Below are 17,777 nucleotides of genomic sequence, written 5' to 3' on the forward strand. Positions count from 1 at the left end.
TTCCGCGGCACCGAACCGGCCAACGAGGTCACTGCGCCCTGCTCTGGAGCAAGTCGGTGAGCTGGGACTCGGCCGAGGCGAGGGCGTCCTCGACCGGGGTCTCGCCCGTGATCGCGGTCTGTACTGCCGACCAGAGCGTGCTCGCGAACTCGGCGTCGACCGCCGGCGGCTTCGCCGTGGTCCCGCCCTCGAAGAGGCTCGCGGCGACGATCGAGCGCGCCTCGGTCGCCTTGTCGGTGGCCTCGGCGCTGAAGAACGGGTCCTCGAGCGACGACTTGGTGCTCGGGAAGACCGCGGACTGCTGCGCTAGGGCGAGCTGCTGCTCCGGCGCCGTCATGAACTCGGCGAAGGCGAGGGCGGTGGCGGCGTTCTCGCTGGTCTGCGCCACCGCGAGACCGTGGGCGACGACCCAGGTGGAGCCCTGGTCAGCGCCGAGCGGCCTGTCGATCTCGATTGCCTCGAAGACCTGCGGCGCGTTCTCCTCGATGATCTTGAGCCGGGAGGGGCCGGTCTCCAGGTAGGCGATCTCGCCCTGCGAGAAGGTGTCGATCTCGGTGCGCTGCGCGGCCGTGACCGAGTCGGCGGGGACGCCGCCGACGGCGTAGAGCTCGGCGAGGCGCTGCAGGAAGTCCGCGGCCTCCGGGGTGTTCACGACGGCCTGCGTCGAGTCCTCGTTGACGAGGGGGACACCGAGGCTGAGCAGGTAGTTCGGGAAGCCGATCGACGTGGGCTGGAACCCGGCCTGGCCGGTGGTGGCGGCGATGGTGGCCGAGACGTCGAGCAGTTCGTCGAAGGTGGTGGGCGGGGCGGGGGAGCCGGCCTGCTCGACGAGGTCCGAATTGGACATGAGGACGGGGGAGTTGAGGTACCACGGCAGCGCGGCGACCTCTGTCTCGCCGTAGTCGAACGACTCCCAGGCCGACGTGACGTAGAGGTCCTCGAGGTCCCCCGCCTCGTCGGCCATGTCGAGGACCCGGCCGTCGCGGCCGAGCGGGGCGAGCGTCGCGGTGTCCAGGTCCATCACGTCGGGGAGCGTGCCGGCGGCGGAGTCGGCGCTCACCTTGCGGGCGGCCTGGTCGCTCGGGATGTCCGTCCACTCGACGGACGTTCCCGGGTACTCCTCCTCGAACGCGTCGATGACTCCGTTGATGTAGTCGTCGAAGGTGGGGGAGAGCTGCATGGTCTGGAAGGAGATCGTGCCCTCGATCTCACCGGACGTGTCGGCGGCCGGCTCGCTGCTCTCACCGAGCCCGCAACCGCTGAGGGCCGTGACGGCCGCGATGACCGCGATGCTGATCGATGCGGTTTTCGTGGTGCGATGCATGTGACACTCCTGAGCGCGGTTGGGGTGGTGCCGAAGGGTGTGATGCTGTCGCTATTGTGCAAACGTTTGATAGAACGTAGACATGACTTCTTCCCCGCGTCAAGAGCCCGCCGCCCTGCTGCCGGAGGATCCCCTCGCCGCGCTCGACCGGCGCCAACGAATCGCCGCCTGCATCCTCGTCATGCCGGGAATCGGCGCCGACGGGCTGCCCGATGCCGCGACGGCCGCCGCGGTGCGCGCGGGCGTCGGAGCGCTCCACAGCATCGTCGGCATGCCGGCGAGCGCCGCGGCCCGCTACCACGCCGAAGTCCGCCGGATCGCCGCGGAGGCCGGCGTGCCTGCGCCACTCATCGCCGGCAACCTCGAAGCCGGTATCGGGTACAGCCTCGGTCGCACCGGCACCGACCTGCCGTATCCGCGCGGGGTGGGCGTGGCGGCCGACCCCGAGCTGGCCTACCGCACCGCACTGCTCGCCGGGCGGGAGGCGCGGGCCGTCGGCTTCGAGTGGACCCTGAGCCCCACCATCGACGTCCTCACCACCGACCAGGACCCGATCCTCGGTGTTCGGGCCTTCGGCGTCGACGCAGCGACGACGGCCGAGCTGGGCGCCGCGCAGGTACGGGGCTTCCGCGACGGCGGCGTCGTCTCGACCGCGAAGCACTTCCCCGGCCATGGGGACAGTGCCGTCGACAGCCACCTCGGCCTCCCGGTCATCGACCGTGATCTGGAGACCCACGAGCAGGTCCACCTGCGCCCGTTCGTCGCCGCGATCGCCGCCGGGGTGCAGACGATCATGGTCGCCCATGTCGTGCTGCCGGCTCTCGGCGTGGACGAGCCGGCCAGCCTGTCGGCCACGGTCAACCGGGTCTGGCTGCGCGAACAGCTCGGCTTCGAGGGCGTCATCATCACCGACTCGCTGCGGATGGCCGCGGTCAGCGCCCGCTGGTCGAGTGCCGAATCGACGGTGCTCGCCCTCGCATCGGGCGCTGACGTCGCCAACGTCAAGTGCGAGGCGAGCGAGCTGCCTCAGCTCATCGAGGCGGTCGCGGCCGCCGTCGACGACGGCCGCGTCGACCCGGCGGAACTCGACCGCTCGGTGCTCCGGCTGTTCCGCCTGCGTGCCGAGATCGCGAGCTTCGGCGCGCAGCTGCCGGCGCCGGACGAGCTCGACACCGCCCTGCGCTGGGACGATCCCGACCGCGCCGCGACCGTCGACGTCGCCGGCCCGCTGTCCGCGCTCGACGGCCTCACCGTCGTCGGCGACAGCGAGTTCGCCGGGCGGCTCACCGCGGCCGCGGCCGCACGCGGCCTGGACGTCGGCCACGTCGCCGAGCCGGCCACGGCGGCGACGCTGGAACGGCTCGCCGACGCGGCTGCGGGCACGCTGCTCCCGGTGATCGTGCCGTCCATCGCGCTGTCCGATGAGGACCGGGCGCAGATCGCGGAGGTCGTGGCAGCATCGGTGTCTCCGCAGGTCGCAGCCGTCGTCGTCAACGGTGTCATGGCTGCGGCGAGTCTCGCTGCCGACGACGCCGCCGTGATCGTCGCGCCGGCGGTCGACGCCTTCGGGATCTGTACCGAGGCGACCGTCGACGCCGTACTCGACCGCCTGCTGTCGGCGGGCGGGGGCACATCGCGCTGATCCGCTCGACGCTGCCCTAGCGGGGCCCGCCCCGCCCTGGGCTGCGGTCGACGGTCAGTGACCCTTGTCTGTGCAAACGTTTGACATTATTGTTTTGGCAGTGCCTTCCCGCTATCGAGGAGTCATCACCACCGTGTCCATGACGACCGAGTACGCACCGAGCGTCCAGATCCATCCCGACCGCGAGACGCTCGGCGCGAACGCCGGCGCCGACGCCGCGGATGCCATCCGTCAGCGGCTCGCCTCACCCGGCGAGGCCCGGGTCATGCTGGCGGCCGCGCCCAGTCAGCAGGCCACACTCGCGGCGCTCGCCGCCGCGGACGGCATCGACTGGACGCGCGTCGTCGGATTCCACATGGACGACTACCTTGACCTGCCGTCCGACGCGCCGCAAGGGTTCGGCAACTGGCTCGAACGGCACTTCGTCGACCTGGTGCCCGGCTTCCGCTTCGAACGGATCCGCCTCGACGGCGATCCCGCGGCCGAAGCCGAGCGGTACGCGCGGCTGATGGGCGACGAACCGTTCGACCTGGTACTTCTCGGACTCGGCGTCAACGGCCACCTCGCCTTCAACGACCCGCCCGCGGACCTCGACGACCCACGCGCCGTACGGGTCATCGAGCTCGACGCGGTGAGCCGCCAGCAGCAGGTCGACGAGGGACACTTCCCGTCGTTCGACGCCGTGCCGCCGCGCGCGCTGACGGTGACCATCCCGCGGCTGCTCAACGCCGAAGTCGCGGTCGTCTCGGTGCCGGGCGCGCCGAAGCGGCAGGCCGTCGTCGACGCGCTGAACGAGCCGATCAGCGGGGACCACCCCGGAACCGCGCTGCGTACGCATCCGCGCGTCCACCTCCACCTCGACGCGGAGTCGTCGCCGTCGTGAGTGCGGGGGCCGCCTACGCGAGCGCGATCGCCGAACTCCACGCCGCGATCGTGGCCGCCAACGGTGACCCGGTCGCGCGGGCGGCAGGCGAGATCGCCGCCCGGGTGCGCGACGACCGCCTCGTCCACGTCATGGGTCCCGGCGCTCACTCGCAGCTCACCGTCCAGGAGGTGTTCTACCGCCCGGGGCTGCTCGCCGCCGTCTCACCGATCTTCGACGAGGCCACGCTGCTGACCGGCGGAGCGTTCGCGTCGACGACACACGAGCGCACCCCGGGACGGGCGGAGGCGCTGCTCGAGCAGGGCGGCGTCGGTGAGGGCGACGTGGTGCTCCTCGTCAGCGCTTTCGGCGTCAACGCGACGGTGGTCGAGGCGGCCCGGGGAGCGCGCCGCCGCGGTGCGCTTCTGGTGGGCTACTCGTCGACGCGTTGCGAGGCGGCCATCGGGGCGGAACACCCCGCCCGGTTCGAGGCCGGCACGGCGCTGTCCGGCCTCGCGGACCTGCACGTCGACACGCTCGTGCCACCGGGGGACGCCACCCCGCTGGCGTCCGCGCCCGATACGCTCGTCCCGCTCGCGACCACCGCGAGCGCGTTCGCCGTCACCTGGACGCTGCTCGACGCGGCGGAGGCGATCGCGGCCGCCGGCGACGCCGCGCCGGTGTGGGCGTCGAGCAACCTGGCCGGCGGCGACGCCACGAACCGGCAGCTGGCCGAACGCTACGCGGAGAGGGTGAGCGCGCTGTGACGACGTTCGAAGGCCGCGCGCACGGCGGCGACGGCGTCCTGCGGGTGGAGGTCGCCGAGGGCCGCATCACCGGGGTGACCCGCCACGCGGCCGCGGACCCCTCCCTCCCGGTTCTCGCTCCCGGCCTCGTCGACGCGCAGGTCAACGGCTACGCGGGTCTCGACGTCAACGCCGACGACGTCAGCGCGGACACCATCGCTGCCCTCACCCAGCGTCTCGCGGCTGCCGGCGTGACGACGTGGGTGCCCACCGTCATCACCGGGTCGCAGGAGCGCATCCTGCACGCACTCGACGCCGTCCGTCAGGCCCGCGCGGCCGACGAGCGGGTGCACGCGGCGATTCCCTGCGCCCACGTCGAGGGACCGTTCATCTCGCCCGACGACGGCGCGCGCGGCGTGCACGACGTCGAATGGATCCGGCCGATCGACGCCGACGAGGTCGCCCGCTGGCAGCAGGCGGGGCCGGTCGGCGTCGTCACCGTCTCGCCGCACCTCGACGGGTCGGCCGAGCAGGTGCGCCGCATCGTCCGCGCGGGTGTCACCGTATCCATCGGGCACACCTCGGCCGATCACGCTCATATCGCGGCGGCGGTCGATGCGGGCGCCACCCTGGCGACCCATCTCGGCAACGGCATCCAGCCGATGCTTCCGCGGCACCCCAACCCGATCTGGTCGCTGCTCGCCGACGACCGTGTCACCGCCGGGCTCATCGCCGACGGCCACCATCTGCCCGACGAGACCCTGGTCTCGATGATCCGGGCCAAGGGCGACGACGGCGCCTACCTCGTCTCGGACCTCACGGCCATCGGCGGCCTCACACCGGGCCGGCACACCACGCCCGTGGGCGGCGTCGTCGTGCTCGGCGAGGACCTGCGGCTCGGCCACGAGGAGACCGGCCTGCTGGCCGGCGCGGCGGCGACGCTCACCGACGGCGTCCGGCACCTGGCCCGGGTCCCGGCCGTCGGGCTCGCCCGGGCGCTGCGGATGGCGTCGCGGGTGCCCGCCCGCGTCACCCCCGGCACCCGGCCGGGCCTCGGCACTCTCGAGGTCGGAGCACCGGCCGACCTCCTGCTGCTTCGCCCGGACGACCTCGCCGTCGACCAGGTGGTGGTGGGCGGCACGCCCGTGCCCACGTGACCTGCCTGCCGCCCGACCGGGTGGGCTCAGGCGATGGAGTGGGGTCCGAAGCGGCCCCACACCACGACGAGCGCCAGGGTGATCAGGACCAGGTTGACCGCGATCGGCGGCATCTCCTTGCGCCGTCCGTGCGTCACTGCGGCGCCGAGCATCAGCAGGACCAGGCCGAGCGCCGCGACCGGCGCGAGGACCGGCGCGACGCCGAGGGCCGGCGGCAGGAGGAGCCCGACCGCGGCCAGCACCTCCGCGACGCCGATCAGCTTGATCGCCCCGGTGCTGAAGTCCTCGGTCCACGTCTGGCCGACGGCGGCGAGCTGAGCCTTGGAACGTGAGAGCTTCATGACCCCGGAGGCCAGGAAGAGCGCGGCGAGCACCGCGGCGACGATCCAAAGGAACACGTTCATCGGGCCGCTCCTCGGTGGGTCCGCTCTGTGGGCTGCGGCGCGGAGCCGGTCAGCGGCGTGGTGTCCATGTACGTGATCTCGTAGACGCGCTCGGCGAACCGCCAGCCGTCCGAGGTGCGGTGGTAGCGGTCGTGGTAGACGGCGTAGTTCAGGTGCGACCCGTGGTCGCGCAGGTTCCCGAACTCCGCGACATAGGTGCGGCCGGCCGCGGTGTCGCCGTCGAGCAGGACCGTGCCCGGGTGCACGGTCTGCACGAAGTAGTCCCACAGAGCCCGCATCCGTTCGATCCCGGCCCGGATGTCGGCCCGGCCGACGAACTCGACGTCGATGTGCGGCATCCGCCACGTGCCGTCGGGGGTGAACAACGACGCGAACCGGTCGTAGTCGCGCATCATCCCCGCGTCGGTGAACTCGCCGCGCAGCGCCTCGATCTCGACGCGGTCGGCGATAGCCTGAAGGTCGCTCAATCGGTTCTCCCTCGTCCGTGGTGCGGGGTCGTCCGTCCGCACCGTCACCGCTCCGACGACGCAGCCCGCCGGAATGTGAGGTGATCCGCCGGCCGCCTCACATTCGCCGGCGCTGTGTCGTCGGAAGGGAAGAGCAGCCAGGAGCAGAGGAGCCACCGACACCATGACCAACCGGTCCGAGCCGCACGACACGCCGGCGCAGGGGCGGCCCGACCCGGGCCTGGACGCGGTCATGCGCGAGCGGCGGCAGCTCATCAACCTCGCCTACCGGCTGCTGGGTTCGCTGGCCGACGCCGAGGACGTCGTACAGGAGACGTATGTCCGCTGGTACGCGCTGACGCCGCAGCAGCAGGACGCCATCGCCTCGCCCGGCGGGTGGCTGACGACGGTGGCCAGCCGCCTCTGCCTCGATCTGCTCGGCTCGGCGCGGGCCCGGCGGGAGCGCTACGTGGGCGAATGGATCCCCGAACCGCTGCCAGAAGGGACGGAGTGGCTGGACGGCGGCGCAGGTGGCCGTACGGGCGACCCGGCCGACCGTGTCACCCTCGACGAGTCGGTCAGCATGGCCTTCCTCGTCATGCTCGAGGCGATGACCCCGGCGGAGCGGGTCGCGTTCGTCCTCCACGACGTCTTCCGCTACCCGTTCGCGGACGTGGCGCGGATCGTCGGGCGCACACCGGCGGCCTGTCGCCAGCTGGCCGCGTCGGCGCGGCGGCGCGTCCGCGCATCGCAGCCGCTCGCGCGCCCGGCGGCCCGGCATGCCGACGTCGTCAGGACCTTCAAACAGGCGTGGGAAGCCAAGGACATCGACGCACTCATCGGTCTTCTCGACCCCGGGGCCACCGCGATCGCCGACGGCGGCGGCGTCGTCACCGCGCACCTGCGTCCGGTCACCGGCAGCGAGAAGGTCGCCCGCGCTCTGGTCGACATCGTCCTCGCCGCACCGGACCTGACCATCGTGGAGCGCACCGTCAACGGTCAGCCCGGCCTGGTAGTGCAGCAGGACGGCGTCACCGGGACGGTGCTCGCCTTCGACATCAGCGGCGACCGGATCACTCACCTGTGGGCCGTACGGAATCCGGCGAAGCTGCGCCCCTGGACGGCCTCCTGACGCGAGCCACTGGGCGAGTGCGCCCAGGCCACCGTGAGGCATGGGGCGGGCTGATGACCGGATGCGGTCACGGTGGTGTCCGAGCGTTGATCGGCCGGCGCCCGACGTCATACCTTTCCGGCACCAGCCCCGCCCGCGAAGGGAGACCGGTCCATGGTCGAGTTGTCACATCCTGCGGAGAGCCTGTCGCGGCGCCGCTTCCTGCAGGCCACGGCAGCCGGTGTGACCGGCCTGGCCGCGACCGGCTCCGGCTTCGGCGCGGCCGCCCGGGCGGCGACGGCGGCTGGGACCGAGCCGGTGTCCGTCGGCGGGTTGTCGGTGGCGGGCCGGTTCGACCGGCTGCTCGGGATGGACGACCGGATGCCCCTGCTGGCGTGGCGGCTGGACACCGGGGTCCAGGACGCCTACCAGATCCGGGCCGCGAGCAGCGCCGACCGGCTGGCCGACCCGGACCTGTGGGACACCGGGTGGGTGCGCTCGGCCGGCTCCGCCGGGGTGCCCTACGGCGGGAGCGAGGTGACAGCGCGCCAGCCGGTCGTCTGGCAGGTGCGCGTGCGGGACGCCGAGGGTGAGGTGTCGGGCTGGAGCGCACCCTCCACCTGGGAGCTGGGGCTGCTCGACCCGTCCGACTGGGACCCGGCGGTGTGGATCGAGCATCCCGCCAGGACCGACGCCGACCCGTTGCCGATCTTCGCCCGGCCCTTCACCGTGGACGCTGACCGGGCCGTCGGCCGGGCCAGGCTCTACGTCGCCGGCCTCGGCGTGTATGTCGCGACGGTGAACGGCCGCGAGGTCACCGAGGACGTGCTGTGCCCGGGCAACTCCAACCCGCAGCAGTCGGTCGAGGCCGGCACGTACGACGTCACCGCGTTGCTGGCGCCGGGCGCGAACACCCTGGCCGTCCGCCTGGGCAACGGCATCACCAACGTCGTCGAGATCGAGAATCCGGCGGTGGGCCGCGAGGACGTCTACACGAAGTTCCGGAGCGAGATCGCCGATCCGACGACGTTGACGGCACCGGCCACCGCCGGAGCCACGACGGTGACGGTCGCCGCCGTCGACGGGTTCGCCGTCGGCGCGACCGTGAACATCGACACCGGCGCGGGCGGCGCGGACCTCGAGTGCCGGATCATCACCTCGGCCGAGCCGGCCGGCACGGACCTGCTCACCGTCGGGTTCGCCGAGCCGTTGACGAAACCGCACGCTGCCGGCGCGACCGTCACCCGCTCGGGCACCGCGAACGAGACCACGACGGCGATCTCCCCGCGGGTCCTGGCCCGGTTGGAGATCGCCTACACCGACGGCTCCAGCGAGACGATCGTGACCGACCCGAGCTGGCGGTGCGCCCTGGGCCCCACGGTCACGGACAACTGGTACTCCGGCTCCGACTACGACGCCCGCCGCGAGCAGCCGGGCTGGGAACTGCCGGGAGCGGACCTGACGGAGTCGGCCACCCGCAGGGACGGCACGCCCACCGGCTGGGTCCCGGCCGGCATCGCGCCGCCGCCGAGCCTGGCCACCCGGCTCACCTGGCGCCGCGGCGAACCCGTCCGGATCGTCGACACGGTGGCGCCGGTCGGGATCACCGAGCCCGCTCCGGGAACCTGGATCTTCGACTTCGGCCAGAACTCCGCCGCGCTGTTCGAACTGCGCGTCGACGGGGCCGTCCCGGCCGGCACGGTGATCAAGGTGCAGCCGTCGGAGTCGCTGAGCGCCGACGGCACGGTCGACGCCGGCAGTATGGGCTCCGACGACGACATTTTCGACACGTACACCACCGCCGGCGACCCCGGCGGCGAGACGTGGCGGCCGCAGTTCGTCCACCACGGCTTCCAGTACCTCCAGGTCACCGGTCTGCCGCCGGAGTACGAGCCGACCCCGGAGACGCTCACGGCCCTGCACACGCGCGCCGCCACGGCCGTATCCGGGGACGTCTCCACTTCCAGCGAACTGGTCGACCGGTTGCATCGGATGAGCCGGTACTCGATCGCCAGCAACATGCAGTCGATCTTCACCGACTGTCCCAACCGGGAGAAGCTCGGCTGGCTCGCCGACATGATCCAGTCGATCCAGGCCATCGACCGCAACTTCGAGATGTCGGCGTACCTGACCCACATGCAGCAGGTGATGCGCGAAGCGCAGCTCGTCGCCGGACCCGACGCCGGATTGGTGCCGGCGCACACGCCGGAGTTCCCGATCTTCGACGGCCAGTGGGCGATGTACCGCGACGACATCAACTGGGGCAGCGCGATCGTCCTGACCCCGTGGTGGCTCTGGCAGCGGCACGGCGACACGGCGACGATGGACCGCTACTACGCGGCCATGGTCGCGTACCACGACTACGTGCGTACGACGCAGGCCGGCGCGGACGGCGTCGGCGAGCACCTGGTCGACGGCCCGCTGAAGGACTGGGTGGCCAGCGACGAGAGCACTCCCGGCCTGCTGGTCGGGACGTACGGCTACTACCTCATGACCGACCGGCTGGCCCAGATGGCCGCGGCGCTGGGCAAGGGCAGCGACGCCGACCGGTTCGCGGCCCTGGCCGCGGACATCGCCGACGCGTTCAACGGACGCTTCTTCAACGACGCTCTCAGGACGTACACCAACGACGGCAACGCCGGCACCATCGGAACACAGGCGGCGAACGCCCTGGCTCTCGATGCCGGCCTGGTGCCTCCCGGTGCGCGGCGCCAGGTCGTGGAGAGCCTGGTGGAGCGGATCTATGCCTATCACCCCAACGGCGGCGGCCCGCACCTGAGCGGCGGCACCATCTCGCTGGGCCCGACCTTCCGCTCGCTCAACGCCGCCGGCCGCGACGACGTCATCTGGGAACTGCTGCACGAGACCACGCGGCCCAGTTACGGCGCGTTCCTGCAGCCGTCCGTGTTCAACCCGCACGGCATGACGACGGTCCCCGAACACTGGTACGCGCCGGAGCGGAACTCGTCGCTGAACCACATCATCCTGCTGCAGATCGACGAGTGGTTCAGCACTGGTCTCGCCGGCATCCAGCACGTGCCCGGAGCGGTCGCCTACGAGCAGGTGGTGGTGAAACCGCGCGTGGTCGGGACGGCGGCGCTGCCGCTCACGCACGTCGACGGCTACTTCGACGGGCCGCGCGGGCGGATCCGCAGCGCCTGGAGCATCCCGGAGCAGGGCAGCCGGGACCTCTCACTGGACGTGACGATCCCGGGCAACACCGCCGCCCACATTCACGTGCCGGCCGTGCGCCCGACCACGGTGTACGTCAACGGCCGCCCGGCGCGGGCCTCGCGGGAGGTCACCTTCGAGAAGTTCGCCGACGGCTACGCGATCTACTCCGCCGGGCCGGGGAGGTACCGGTTCACCTCGCAGTTGCCCTGACGCCCGCTCAGGGGGAGTCGAGCAGGTGGACGACGGCCTCGTCCACCCGCCCGGCGCCGTCGCCGCGTCGCGGGCGCGCTATCACGCGGACCAGTCCGGCGAGCGGCCGAACAGCGCCAGTGTCTGGTCCCAGGCCGAGGCACCGGCGGGGATCTGCGCCCGCGGGCCGAAGTGAGCGCCGGGCTGGCGACGGTCGTCGCCGTCGGGGACCTGGTGCCCGATGCCCAGGGTGAACTCGACCAGTTCCGGGTCGGGGTCGAGGTTCCGGCCGATCGAGCGGGCGACGTCCCACGCGTGCAGGACGGAGTCGACGGTGTGCATGGTGATCGCCTGTGCGCCGCTGAAGGCCTGCTCGCGGGAGAGCTCCGGCAGCCACAGCTGACGGTCGAGCACGTCGGCGGGCGCGAACGCGTCGCTGACGGCGGCGGCGGAGGCGAGGTAGTCGGCCGTCGGGTCGTCGCGGTGCGCCCCGGTGGCCCACAGCGCGTCGTCGGCGCCGGCGCCGTTCGCCGCGGCGGCGAACCCGAGGTTCTGCACGGTCATGTGGTCCAGGAGTTGGGTCAGGTTCCACTCGGAGCAGGGGGTCTTCAGGGTGAGCTGACCAGGGGAGACGGCGCTGACGGCGTCGACGGTGAGCTGGACTGAGCGGGCGTGGGCGGCATGCGGACCGATCATAGGCACAAGCATATCGTATGCAGCAGCGTATTAATACCATGGCGATATCGTCAGGGCATGGGTGAGTCGCGGCGACCAGATCTGGCGGCCATGCTGGGCCCTCTTGGGCGCGCCCTGATGGGCATCGAGGAGCCGATCCTGGCCCGGAACGGCCTGAGCATGTGGGCCTACGCGGTCCTGGTCGGCCTCGGCGACGAACCGGTCCGCACCCAGGCGGCACTGGCCGACGCCATCGGTGCGGACAGGTCGCGGGTGATCCCGGTGCTGGACGAGTTGCAGGAGCGAGGCCTGATCACCCGCCGCCCCGACCCGTCCGATCGCCGGGTGCGGCTGGTGGCCATCACTCCCGCGGGGCGGCGGGTGCGAGAGCGTACGCGGGCCGAGGTGCAGCGCGCCGAGGGCGAGCTCCTCGATCAGCTGCCGCCCGCTGACCGGCAGGCGTTCCTGCGATCGCTGCGGGTGCTCTCCGACGCGGTCAGGGCGCCCGCGGGATGACCCGGGCGGGCGCGGCGGACAGACATCGTGCTCACCCTGCGTTGCTGAAGCGGCAAGGATATTTGCTCCAATTGTCAGATCCGGTCAGGCTTGCCGCATGGACAGCAACGTAGATGAACAGACGCCGGAGCACTTCTGGGAAGCCCGGTACGCCGACACCAACGCCGATACGGGCCGGGTCTGGTCGGGGCGGGTGAATCAGGTCCTCGCCGACGTCGCCGCCGCGCTGCCCGCCGGGACGGCGCTGGACCTCGGCTGTGGCGAAGGCAGCGACGCGATCTGGCTGGCGCTTCGAGGCTGGTCGGTCACTGCTGTCGACATCTCGTCGACCGCGATCGCCAGGGCCAGGGAGGCGGCGGCGCAGGCGGGTGTCGCGGACGGGCGCATCCGGTGGCAGGCGCGTGACCTCGCCTCCTGGGGCGACCCCGGCCGGTACGACCTCGTGTCGGCCTCCTTCTTCCATTCGCCGGTCGAACTGCCGCGGCCGGAGATCCTGTCCCGGGCGGCCGGCCTGGTCGGCCCGGGCGGGCGGATGCTGATCCTCTCGCACGGCGACTTCCCGCCGTGGGCGCGAGACCATGACGGCCACGAACTGCCCGACCACCGCTTCCTCACGCCGGACGAGGAGGTCGACCAGCTCGGGCTCGACCCGGGGGAGTGGGACGTGGAGATCGCCGAGACCCGGCCGCGGGCCGCTACCGGCCCGGACGGCCAGCACGCCGTCCTCGACGACGTCGTGGTGCTGCTGCGCCGGCACTGAGCCGCTGCGGCGCGGCGCTGGGTACCGGAATCGACCCGGTTTGTATGGAAATGAGGCATTTGGGTATCCACAACCGGTGCTGATCGAGCACGTCCGACAGAGCCGATGGCTGTCGGCTCGCCCGGTTCGGAAGGATGTGAACCCGATGGACATCTCGGAATCGTGGAACAACGCCCTCGACGACGTGATCACGTTCCTGCCCAAGTTCGCCGCGTTCCTGGTGATCCTGTTCATCGGCTGGCTGGTCGCGAAAGGACTGCGCAAGCTGGTCGACGTCGTACTGGAGCGAGTTGGATTCGACCGCGCGGTAGAACGCGGTGGCGTCAAACGGGCACTCGAGCGGTCGAAGTACGACGCCAGCAGCCTGATCGCGGCGCTGGTCTACTACGCGGTGCTGCTGATCGCCCTCCAGATGGCCTTCGGGGTCTTCGGCCCCAACCCCGTCAGCGACCTGCTGTCGGACATCGTCGCCTGGCTGCCGCAAGCGATCGTCGCGGTCGTGATCGTGGTCGTGGCGACGGCGGTCGCCACCGCACTCGCCGACCTGGTGGGCAGTGCGCTCAGCGGTTTGAGCTACGGGCGGCTCGTCGCCCGCATCGTGCAGGTCTTCGTCATCGCTCTCGGTGTGATCGCGGCGCTGAACCAGATCGGTGTCGCCACCTCGGTGACGACGCCAGTGCTCATCGCCGTCCTGGCCACCGTCGCCGGTGTCGTGATCGTCGGCGTCGGGGGCGGCATGTTGCGGCCCATGGAGCAACGCTGGGAGCGCTGGCTGCGGCGCGCCGAACAGGAGATCCCGGAGGCACGGGCCCAGGACGAGGCGTATCAGCGAGGTCGCGAGGACACGCTGCGCACCCATGCGGAGACGCCGTCGTCGCAGACACCTTCGGCGAGCGCGACCCCGTCCGACGCGCCGCTCGGCTCGGAAGAAGCAGGACGGCGCCCGTATTCGCCGCTGGAGGACTATCCGTAGGCCGCGAACGTCAGGGGTACATCAACGGATCGATGTCACCGTCCGCGACGCTGGCCATGGCCGAACCGGCCGTGGCCAGCGCACACACGGCCGCGAGGCGCAGCGATACCCAGTCCGGCGCCTGCCGGTCCAGCGGGCCCGGCGAGCGTCCCTGCTCCAGGGCGACGTCCTCGACGCCACGCGCATACTCGGCCAGTTCCACGGGGCCGACCCCAGCTCCGCTGAACACCAGGATGTCGCGGACGGCGGCGGCATGCTGGTCGATCTCGGCGACCACGCCCGCCGGCAGGTCGCCGCCGGCGGCGATGCCGAGGCGGTCAGCGAGGGAGGCGAGCTCGCGTCGGGCCGCTGTCGTTCTGCGTCGGGGAGCGAACCAGTTCATGGCTGCCCAGGGTAAGGAATCCCGGGGCGTCGGTGACGGCCGGGCCGCGAGATTGACCGGTTGGGGTAGCGGTCGGTAACGTCGACCCCCCGTAGCGACGGGTTCGGAGCTGCTGGGAGGGGAGTTCACCACTCCAGCTCCCAGGAGGTCCACACCGTGTCCGGTGGTTCCCTACTCGCTCATCGCGATTTCCGCCTACTTCTTCTCGGCCAGACCACGAGCCAGTTCGGCGCTCAGGTCAGTGGCGTCGCGATCCCGTTACTCGCGGTCCTCACACTCGACGCGTCCGCATTCGAGGTCGGCCTGATCACGGCCGCGTCGACTGTCGCGTTCGCCGTCATCGGATTGCCGGCCGGAGCGTGGCTGGACCGGCTGCCACGCCGGCCGGTACTGGTCGTCAGCGATCTCGCCCGGGCGCTGCTGCTGGCGACCATCCCGCTGGCCGCCGTCACGGGGGTGCTCACCATCACCCAACTCGTCGTCGTCGCGCTGGTCAGTGGCGTCTGCCGGGTCTTCTTCGACGTGGGATACCAGGCGTACGTGCCGTCGGTGATCGGCCGCGACCGGGTGCTGGCCGGGAACTCGGCGATGGAGACCATGCGGGCGTCCGGCCAGTTCGTCGGCCCCGGTCTCGGCGGCTGGCTGGTCGCCGTCGCCGGAGCGGCGAACGTGGTCCTGGTGCAGGCGGTCACGTTCGCCGTCTCGGCGGCGTCGATCGCGGCGATCCGCCACCGCGAGCCCGCCATCACACGGCCGGCACACCGAACGTCCATGCGTCGCGACATCCGGGAGGGCCTGGCGTTCGTGCTGCGGCACCCGGCGCTGCGGGCGGTGGCGGTGGCGAGCGCCCTGTCGAACCTCGCCTTCGCGCTGGCCTCGGCGGTGACGTTCGTGTTCCTCGCCCGCACGCTGGGGTTGTCCCCGACGGTGATCGGGCTGGTGGTCGCGGGCGGATCGGTGACCGTCATGGCCGGAGCGGCGTTGACCCCGTGGCTGGCCCGGACGGTCGGGAGCGCGCGCATCGTGTGGCTGTCGCTGCTGGTGACCGGGCCGTTCACGCTGCTACTGCCGCTCGCGCATCCCGGGTGGACCGCGGTGGCGTTCACCGTCGCCGGCATGGCGGCGGGGGAACTCGGGCAGATCGTGTACGCGATCACCAGCCTGAGCCTGCGCCAGCGGCTGTGCCCGGACCGGTTGCTGGGCCGGGTGACCGCGACCATGCGGTTCCTCATCATGGCCGCGTTCCCTCTCGGCGCGCTGGCCGGCGGGGTCCTGGGTGACACCCTGGGACTGCGCCCGGCGCTGTGGGTGTGCGGTGTCGTCGTCCTGTTGGCTCCGGCACCGCTGGTCCTCGCGCTGCGCCGGTACCGAGACGTCGAGGACGTCCCCGATCATCATCATCAACCGCCGGCCGCGGCATAGCGCAGCCAGCGGTTGATGATCATAGTGACGGCGGGATCAGTCCGTGCGCATGGGCGAACACCACGATCTGGACCCGGTCGCGCAGCTCCAGCTTGCGCAGGATCGCGCCGACGTGCGTCTTGACGGTGGACTCGCTGGCGAAGACGAGGCCGGCGATCTCGGTGTTCGACAGCCCGCGGGCGACGGCGGCGAAGACCTCGCGCTCCTTGTCCGTCAGCGACAGATACGCCGGCGGGGGAGGCGTACGGGACCGGAACTGGCCGTCCAGGAGCGTCGACAGGTCCTGCGGGGCCAGCACGGCGTTGCCGGCGTGGACGGTGCGGATGGCATCGCGCAGCATCAGCGGGGTGGTGTCCTTGAGCAGGAAGCCGCTGGCGCCGTGCCGGATCGCCGTCGCCGCCCGGTCGTCGAGGTTGAACGTGGTCAGCACCACCACCCGGACCGGGGCGGCGCGGCGGGCGGCGCGGTCGGGCAGGAAGATCTGCCGCGTCGCCTCCACACCGTCCATGTCGGGCATCCGGATGTCCATGAGGACGACGTCGGGCATCAGCTCGTCGACCATGCGGACGGCCTCGAGCCCATTGCCGGCCGACCCGACCACCCGCATGCCGTCCTGGGCGTCGACGATGACCCGCACGCCCTCGCGGAAGAGCTCCTGGTCGTCGACCAGGAGCACCGTGATGTCGCCGTCGTCGCCGGTCATCGCCCTCCTGCCCGGACCGGCATCCACGCGGTGGCGGTGAACGTGGGGCCGACCGTCTCCTCGCGGCGGCGCACGTCCAGCCGACCGCCGACGGATTCCAGCCGGCGCCGCATCCCGTCCAGCCCCTGCCCTCCTCCGCCGCCGGCGGCGTCGCCGACGACGTTGCGCACCTCGATCCGCAGCTCGCCCTCCCAATGTCGTTCCACGGACACCGGGGCGTCCCGGCGGCCGTGCTTGATCGCGTTCGTCAGCATCTCCTGGAGCACCCGGTAGGCAACCTCCGCCAGCTCCGGCGGCAGCGGGCGAGGTGTCCCGACGTCCGACGCGACGACCTCGTGGCCGCTGGCCCGCAACCCCTCGACCAGGCTGTCGAGCCCGCCCGGCGGCGCCGCGGCCTGCTGGGTCTCCGAAAGCACCTGCCGCACATCCTGCAACGAGGTCCGCGCGGAGGTGGCGATCTTGGCCATGGTGGCCTTGAGCCCTTCGGTGTCGGCGTCGTCAAGATACTGCGCCGACTCCGCCTGGGCCAGGATCACCGCCAGCGAGTGCCCGACGACGTCGTGCACGTCGCGGGCCAGCCGCGCCTGGTCGTCGCGGAGCCGGGCGATCTCGCGGGCCTGCTCGGTCTCGAGGACCGCCCGCGCCGCGTCCTCCTCGGCGACCTGCTGCGACTCCCGCGAAGCCCGGGCCCGGGCGCCGAAGCGCAGCGCGAGGCCGGCCAGCCACGGTGCCCCGAGCATCGCCGTGCCCATGACCGCGGCCGTCAACTGCCAGGTGGTGCTGAGCTCCCGGACGACGTCGACCAGGCTCTCGTTGCCGGCCAGCTGAGCCAGTCCACCGAGACCGAGCGTGTTCACCATGACGATGGCGATCAAGGCGGCGGCCGGGATCGACAGGGCGCTGAGCGCGACGGTCGCGGTGCTGCCCCAGCGGGCCGCGCCGAACGCCACCGCGGTGATCGACAGCTGTACCAGCATCAGGTTCGTGCCGGTGGCCACTTGGACCGCGCAGGTGGCCCACACCAGCCCCAGCGCCACGCCAGGCTGCCGGCGGCTCAGCCCGACCGCCGTCGCGGTGAGCAACGCCACCAGTACGAGCGGCAACCGGCTGCCGAACCAGAGCCAGGTGTTGGCCGCCTCGACCAGGCCGAGCACCGCGACGGCGACGCCGAGGGCCAGGTCCGGAACCCATCGGTCGGCGTCCCGCCTGGCGCGTTGGACGGCGGTGAGGGGGGCTATGGTCGGGCCTCCAGCCAGGTGTGTGAGCGCGTAACCCCGTAATGGAACCACGC

17 protein-coding genes are annotated in these 17,777 nt (G+C 71.9%); 10 read left to right on the forward strand and 7 right to left on the reverse strand.

What is annotated here, in order from left to right; genetic code table 11:
- Positions 1 to 28 precede the first annotated feature (28 nt).
- Complete coding sequence (locus JIAGA_RS0111830) at positions 29 to 1,324, reverse strand: ABC transporter substrate-binding protein (protein WP_026875818.1); 1,296 nt, start codon at positions 1,322 to 1,324, stop codon at positions 29 to 31.
- An 82-nt stretch (positions 1,325 to 1,406) separates the two neighbouring features.
- On the opposite strand from JIAGA_RS0111830, the gene JIAGA_RS33060 reads away from it, so the two are divergent.
- The 4 genes from JIAGA_RS33060 to JIAGA_RS0111850 all read left to right on the forward strand — a co-directional run bounded on the left by JIAGA_RS33060 (position 1,407) and on the right by JIAGA_RS0111850 (position 5,731).
- Positions 1,407 to 2,966 carry a glycoside hydrolase family 3 protein gene (locus tag JIAGA_RS33060; RefSeq protein ID WP_084469632.1) on the forward strand — a complete coding sequence of 520 codons (1,560 nt, stop codon included), beginning with the start codon at positions 1,407 to 1,409 and terminating at the stop codon, positions 2,964 to 2,966.
- Positions 2,967 to 3,105: 139 nt separating this feature from the next.
- Positions 3,106 to 3,849 carry a 6-phosphogluconolactonase gene (locus JIAGA_RS34530; RefSeq protein WP_026875819.1) on the forward strand — a complete coding sequence of 248 codons (744 nt, stop codon included), beginning with the start codon at positions 3,106 to 3,108 and terminating at the stop codon, positions 3,847 to 3,849.
- The gene (locus tag JIAGA_RS34535) at positions 3,846 to 4,595 is read left to right on the forward strand and encodes a sugar isomerase domain-containing protein (RefSeq protein WP_051425995.1); all 750 of its coding nucleotides are present in this window, start codon (positions 3,846 to 3,848) and stop codon (positions 4,593 to 4,595) included. The genes JIAGA_RS34530 and JIAGA_RS34535 overlap by 4 nt, the downstream gene beginning before the upstream one ends.
- On the forward strand, positions 4,592 to 5,731 hold the full coding sequence (locus tag JIAGA_RS0111850; protein ID WP_026875820.1) for an N-acetylglucosamine-6-phosphate deacetylase: 1,140 nt from the start codon (positions 4,592 to 4,594) through the stop codon (positions 5,729 to 5,731). The genes JIAGA_RS34535 and JIAGA_RS0111850 overlap by 4 nt, the downstream gene beginning before the upstream one ends.
- 26 nt (positions 5,732 to 5,757) lie before the next feature.
- Here JIAGA_RS0111850 and JIAGA_RS0111855 read toward each other — a convergent pair whose 3' ends face one another.
- Positions 5,758 to 6,135: a DoxX family protein gene (locus tag JIAGA_RS0111855; RefSeq protein WP_026875821.1), complete on the reverse strand. Its 378-nt coding sequence runs from the start codon at positions 6,133 to 6,135 to the stop codon at positions 5,758 to 5,760.
- A complete protein-coding gene (locus tag JIAGA_RS0111860; protein WP_026875822.1) occupies positions 6,132 to 6,602 on the reverse strand; it encodes a nuclear transport factor 2 family protein in 471 nt (156 codons plus the stop codon). The genes JIAGA_RS0111855 and JIAGA_RS0111860 overlap by 4 nt, the downstream gene beginning before the upstream one ends.
- A gap of 163 nt (positions 6,603 to 6,765) precedes the next feature.
- Here JIAGA_RS0111860 and sigJ point away from each other — a divergent pair, with 163 nt between their 5' ends.
- Both sigJ and JIAGA_RS0111870 read left to right on the forward strand, forming a co-directional pair.
- On the forward strand, positions 6,766 to 7,713 hold the full coding sequence (sigJ, locus tag JIAGA_RS0111865) for an RNA polymerase sigma factor SigJ (protein WP_026875823.1): 948 nt from the start codon (positions 6,766 to 6,768) through the stop codon (positions 7,711 to 7,713).
- A 153-nt stretch (positions 7,714 to 7,866) separates the two neighbouring features.
- Positions 7,867 to 11,076, forward strand: coding sequence for an alpha-L-rhamnosidase (locus JIAGA_RS0111870; protein ID WP_026875824.1), 3,210 nt, complete (start codon positions 7,867 to 7,869; stop codon positions 11,074 to 11,076).
- 81 nt (positions 11,077 to 11,157) lie between these two features.
- On the opposite strand, the gene JIAGA_RS0111875 is transcribed toward JIAGA_RS0111870, so the two are convergent.
- The gene (locus tag JIAGA_RS0111875) at positions 11,158 to 11,751 is read right to left on the reverse strand and encodes a TIGR03086 family metal-binding protein (RefSeq protein WP_026875825.1); all 594 of its coding nucleotides are present in this window, start codon (positions 11,749 to 11,751) and stop codon (positions 11,158 to 11,160) included.
- A 57-nt stretch (positions 11,752 to 11,808) separates the two neighbouring features.
- Here JIAGA_RS0111875 and JIAGA_RS0111880 point away from each other — a divergent pair, with 57 nt between their 5' ends.
- From JIAGA_RS0111880 to JIAGA_RS29285, 3 genes are all read left to right on the forward strand, one after another.
- Positions 11,809 to 12,246, forward strand: a complete 438-nt coding sequence (locus tag JIAGA_RS0111880; RefSeq protein WP_026875826.1) for a MarR family winged helix-turn-helix transcriptional regulator — start codon at positions 11,809 to 11,811, stop codon at positions 12,244 to 12,246.
- Between the two features lie 97 nt (positions 12,247 to 12,343).
- On the forward strand, positions 12,344 to 13,006 hold the full coding sequence (locus JIAGA_RS0111885) for a class I SAM-dependent methyltransferase (protein ID WP_026875827.1): 663 nt from the start codon (positions 12,344 to 12,346) through the stop codon (positions 13,004 to 13,006).
- A 145-nt stretch (positions 13,007 to 13,151) separates the two neighbouring features.
- Positions 13,152 to 13,979, forward strand: a complete 828-nt coding sequence (locus tag JIAGA_RS29285; protein WP_084470299.1) for a mechanosensitive ion channel family protein — start codon at positions 13,152 to 13,154, stop codon at positions 13,977 to 13,979.
- A gap of 10 nt (positions 13,980 to 13,989) precedes the next feature.
- On the opposite strand, the gene JIAGA_RS0111895 is transcribed toward JIAGA_RS29285, so the two are convergent.
- Positions 13,990 to 14,361 (reverse strand): DUF6401 family natural product biosynthesis protein, encoded by a 372-nt coding sequence (locus JIAGA_RS0111895; protein WP_026875828.1) that lies wholly within the window; start codon positions 14,359 to 14,361, stop codon positions 13,990 to 13,992.
- A gap of 156 nt (positions 14,362 to 14,517) precedes the next feature.
- Here JIAGA_RS0111895 and JIAGA_RS29290 point away from each other — a divergent pair, with 156 nt between their 5' ends.
- The gene (locus JIAGA_RS29290; RefSeq protein ID WP_035812440.1) at positions 14,518 to 15,783 is read left to right on the forward strand and encodes an MFS transporter; all 1,266 of its coding nucleotides are present in this window, start codon (positions 14,518 to 14,520) and stop codon (positions 15,781 to 15,783) included.
- Between the two features lie 19 nt (positions 15,784 to 15,802).
- Here the strand turns inward: JIAGA_RS29290 and JIAGA_RS0111905 are convergent, their stop codons facing one another.
- Entirely contained in the window at positions 15,803 to 16,486 is a 684-nt protein-coding gene (locus JIAGA_RS0111905; RefSeq protein WP_026875829.1) for a response regulator, read from the reverse strand.
- The gene (locus JIAGA_RS33065; protein ID WP_157553051.1) at positions 16,483 to 17,775 is read right to left on the reverse strand and encodes a sensor histidine kinase; all 1,293 of its coding nucleotides are present in this window, start codon (positions 17,773 to 17,775) and stop codon (positions 16,483 to 16,485) included. The genes JIAGA_RS0111905 and JIAGA_RS33065 overlap by 4 nt, the downstream gene beginning before the upstream one ends.
- Positions 17,776 to 17,777 lie beyond the last annotated feature (2 nt).

The organism is Jiangella gansuensis DSM 44835 (genome assembly GCF_000515395.1).
Taxonomy (GTDB): Bacteria; Actinomycetota; Actinomycetes; order Jiangellales; family Jiangellaceae; genus Jiangella; species Jiangella gansuensis.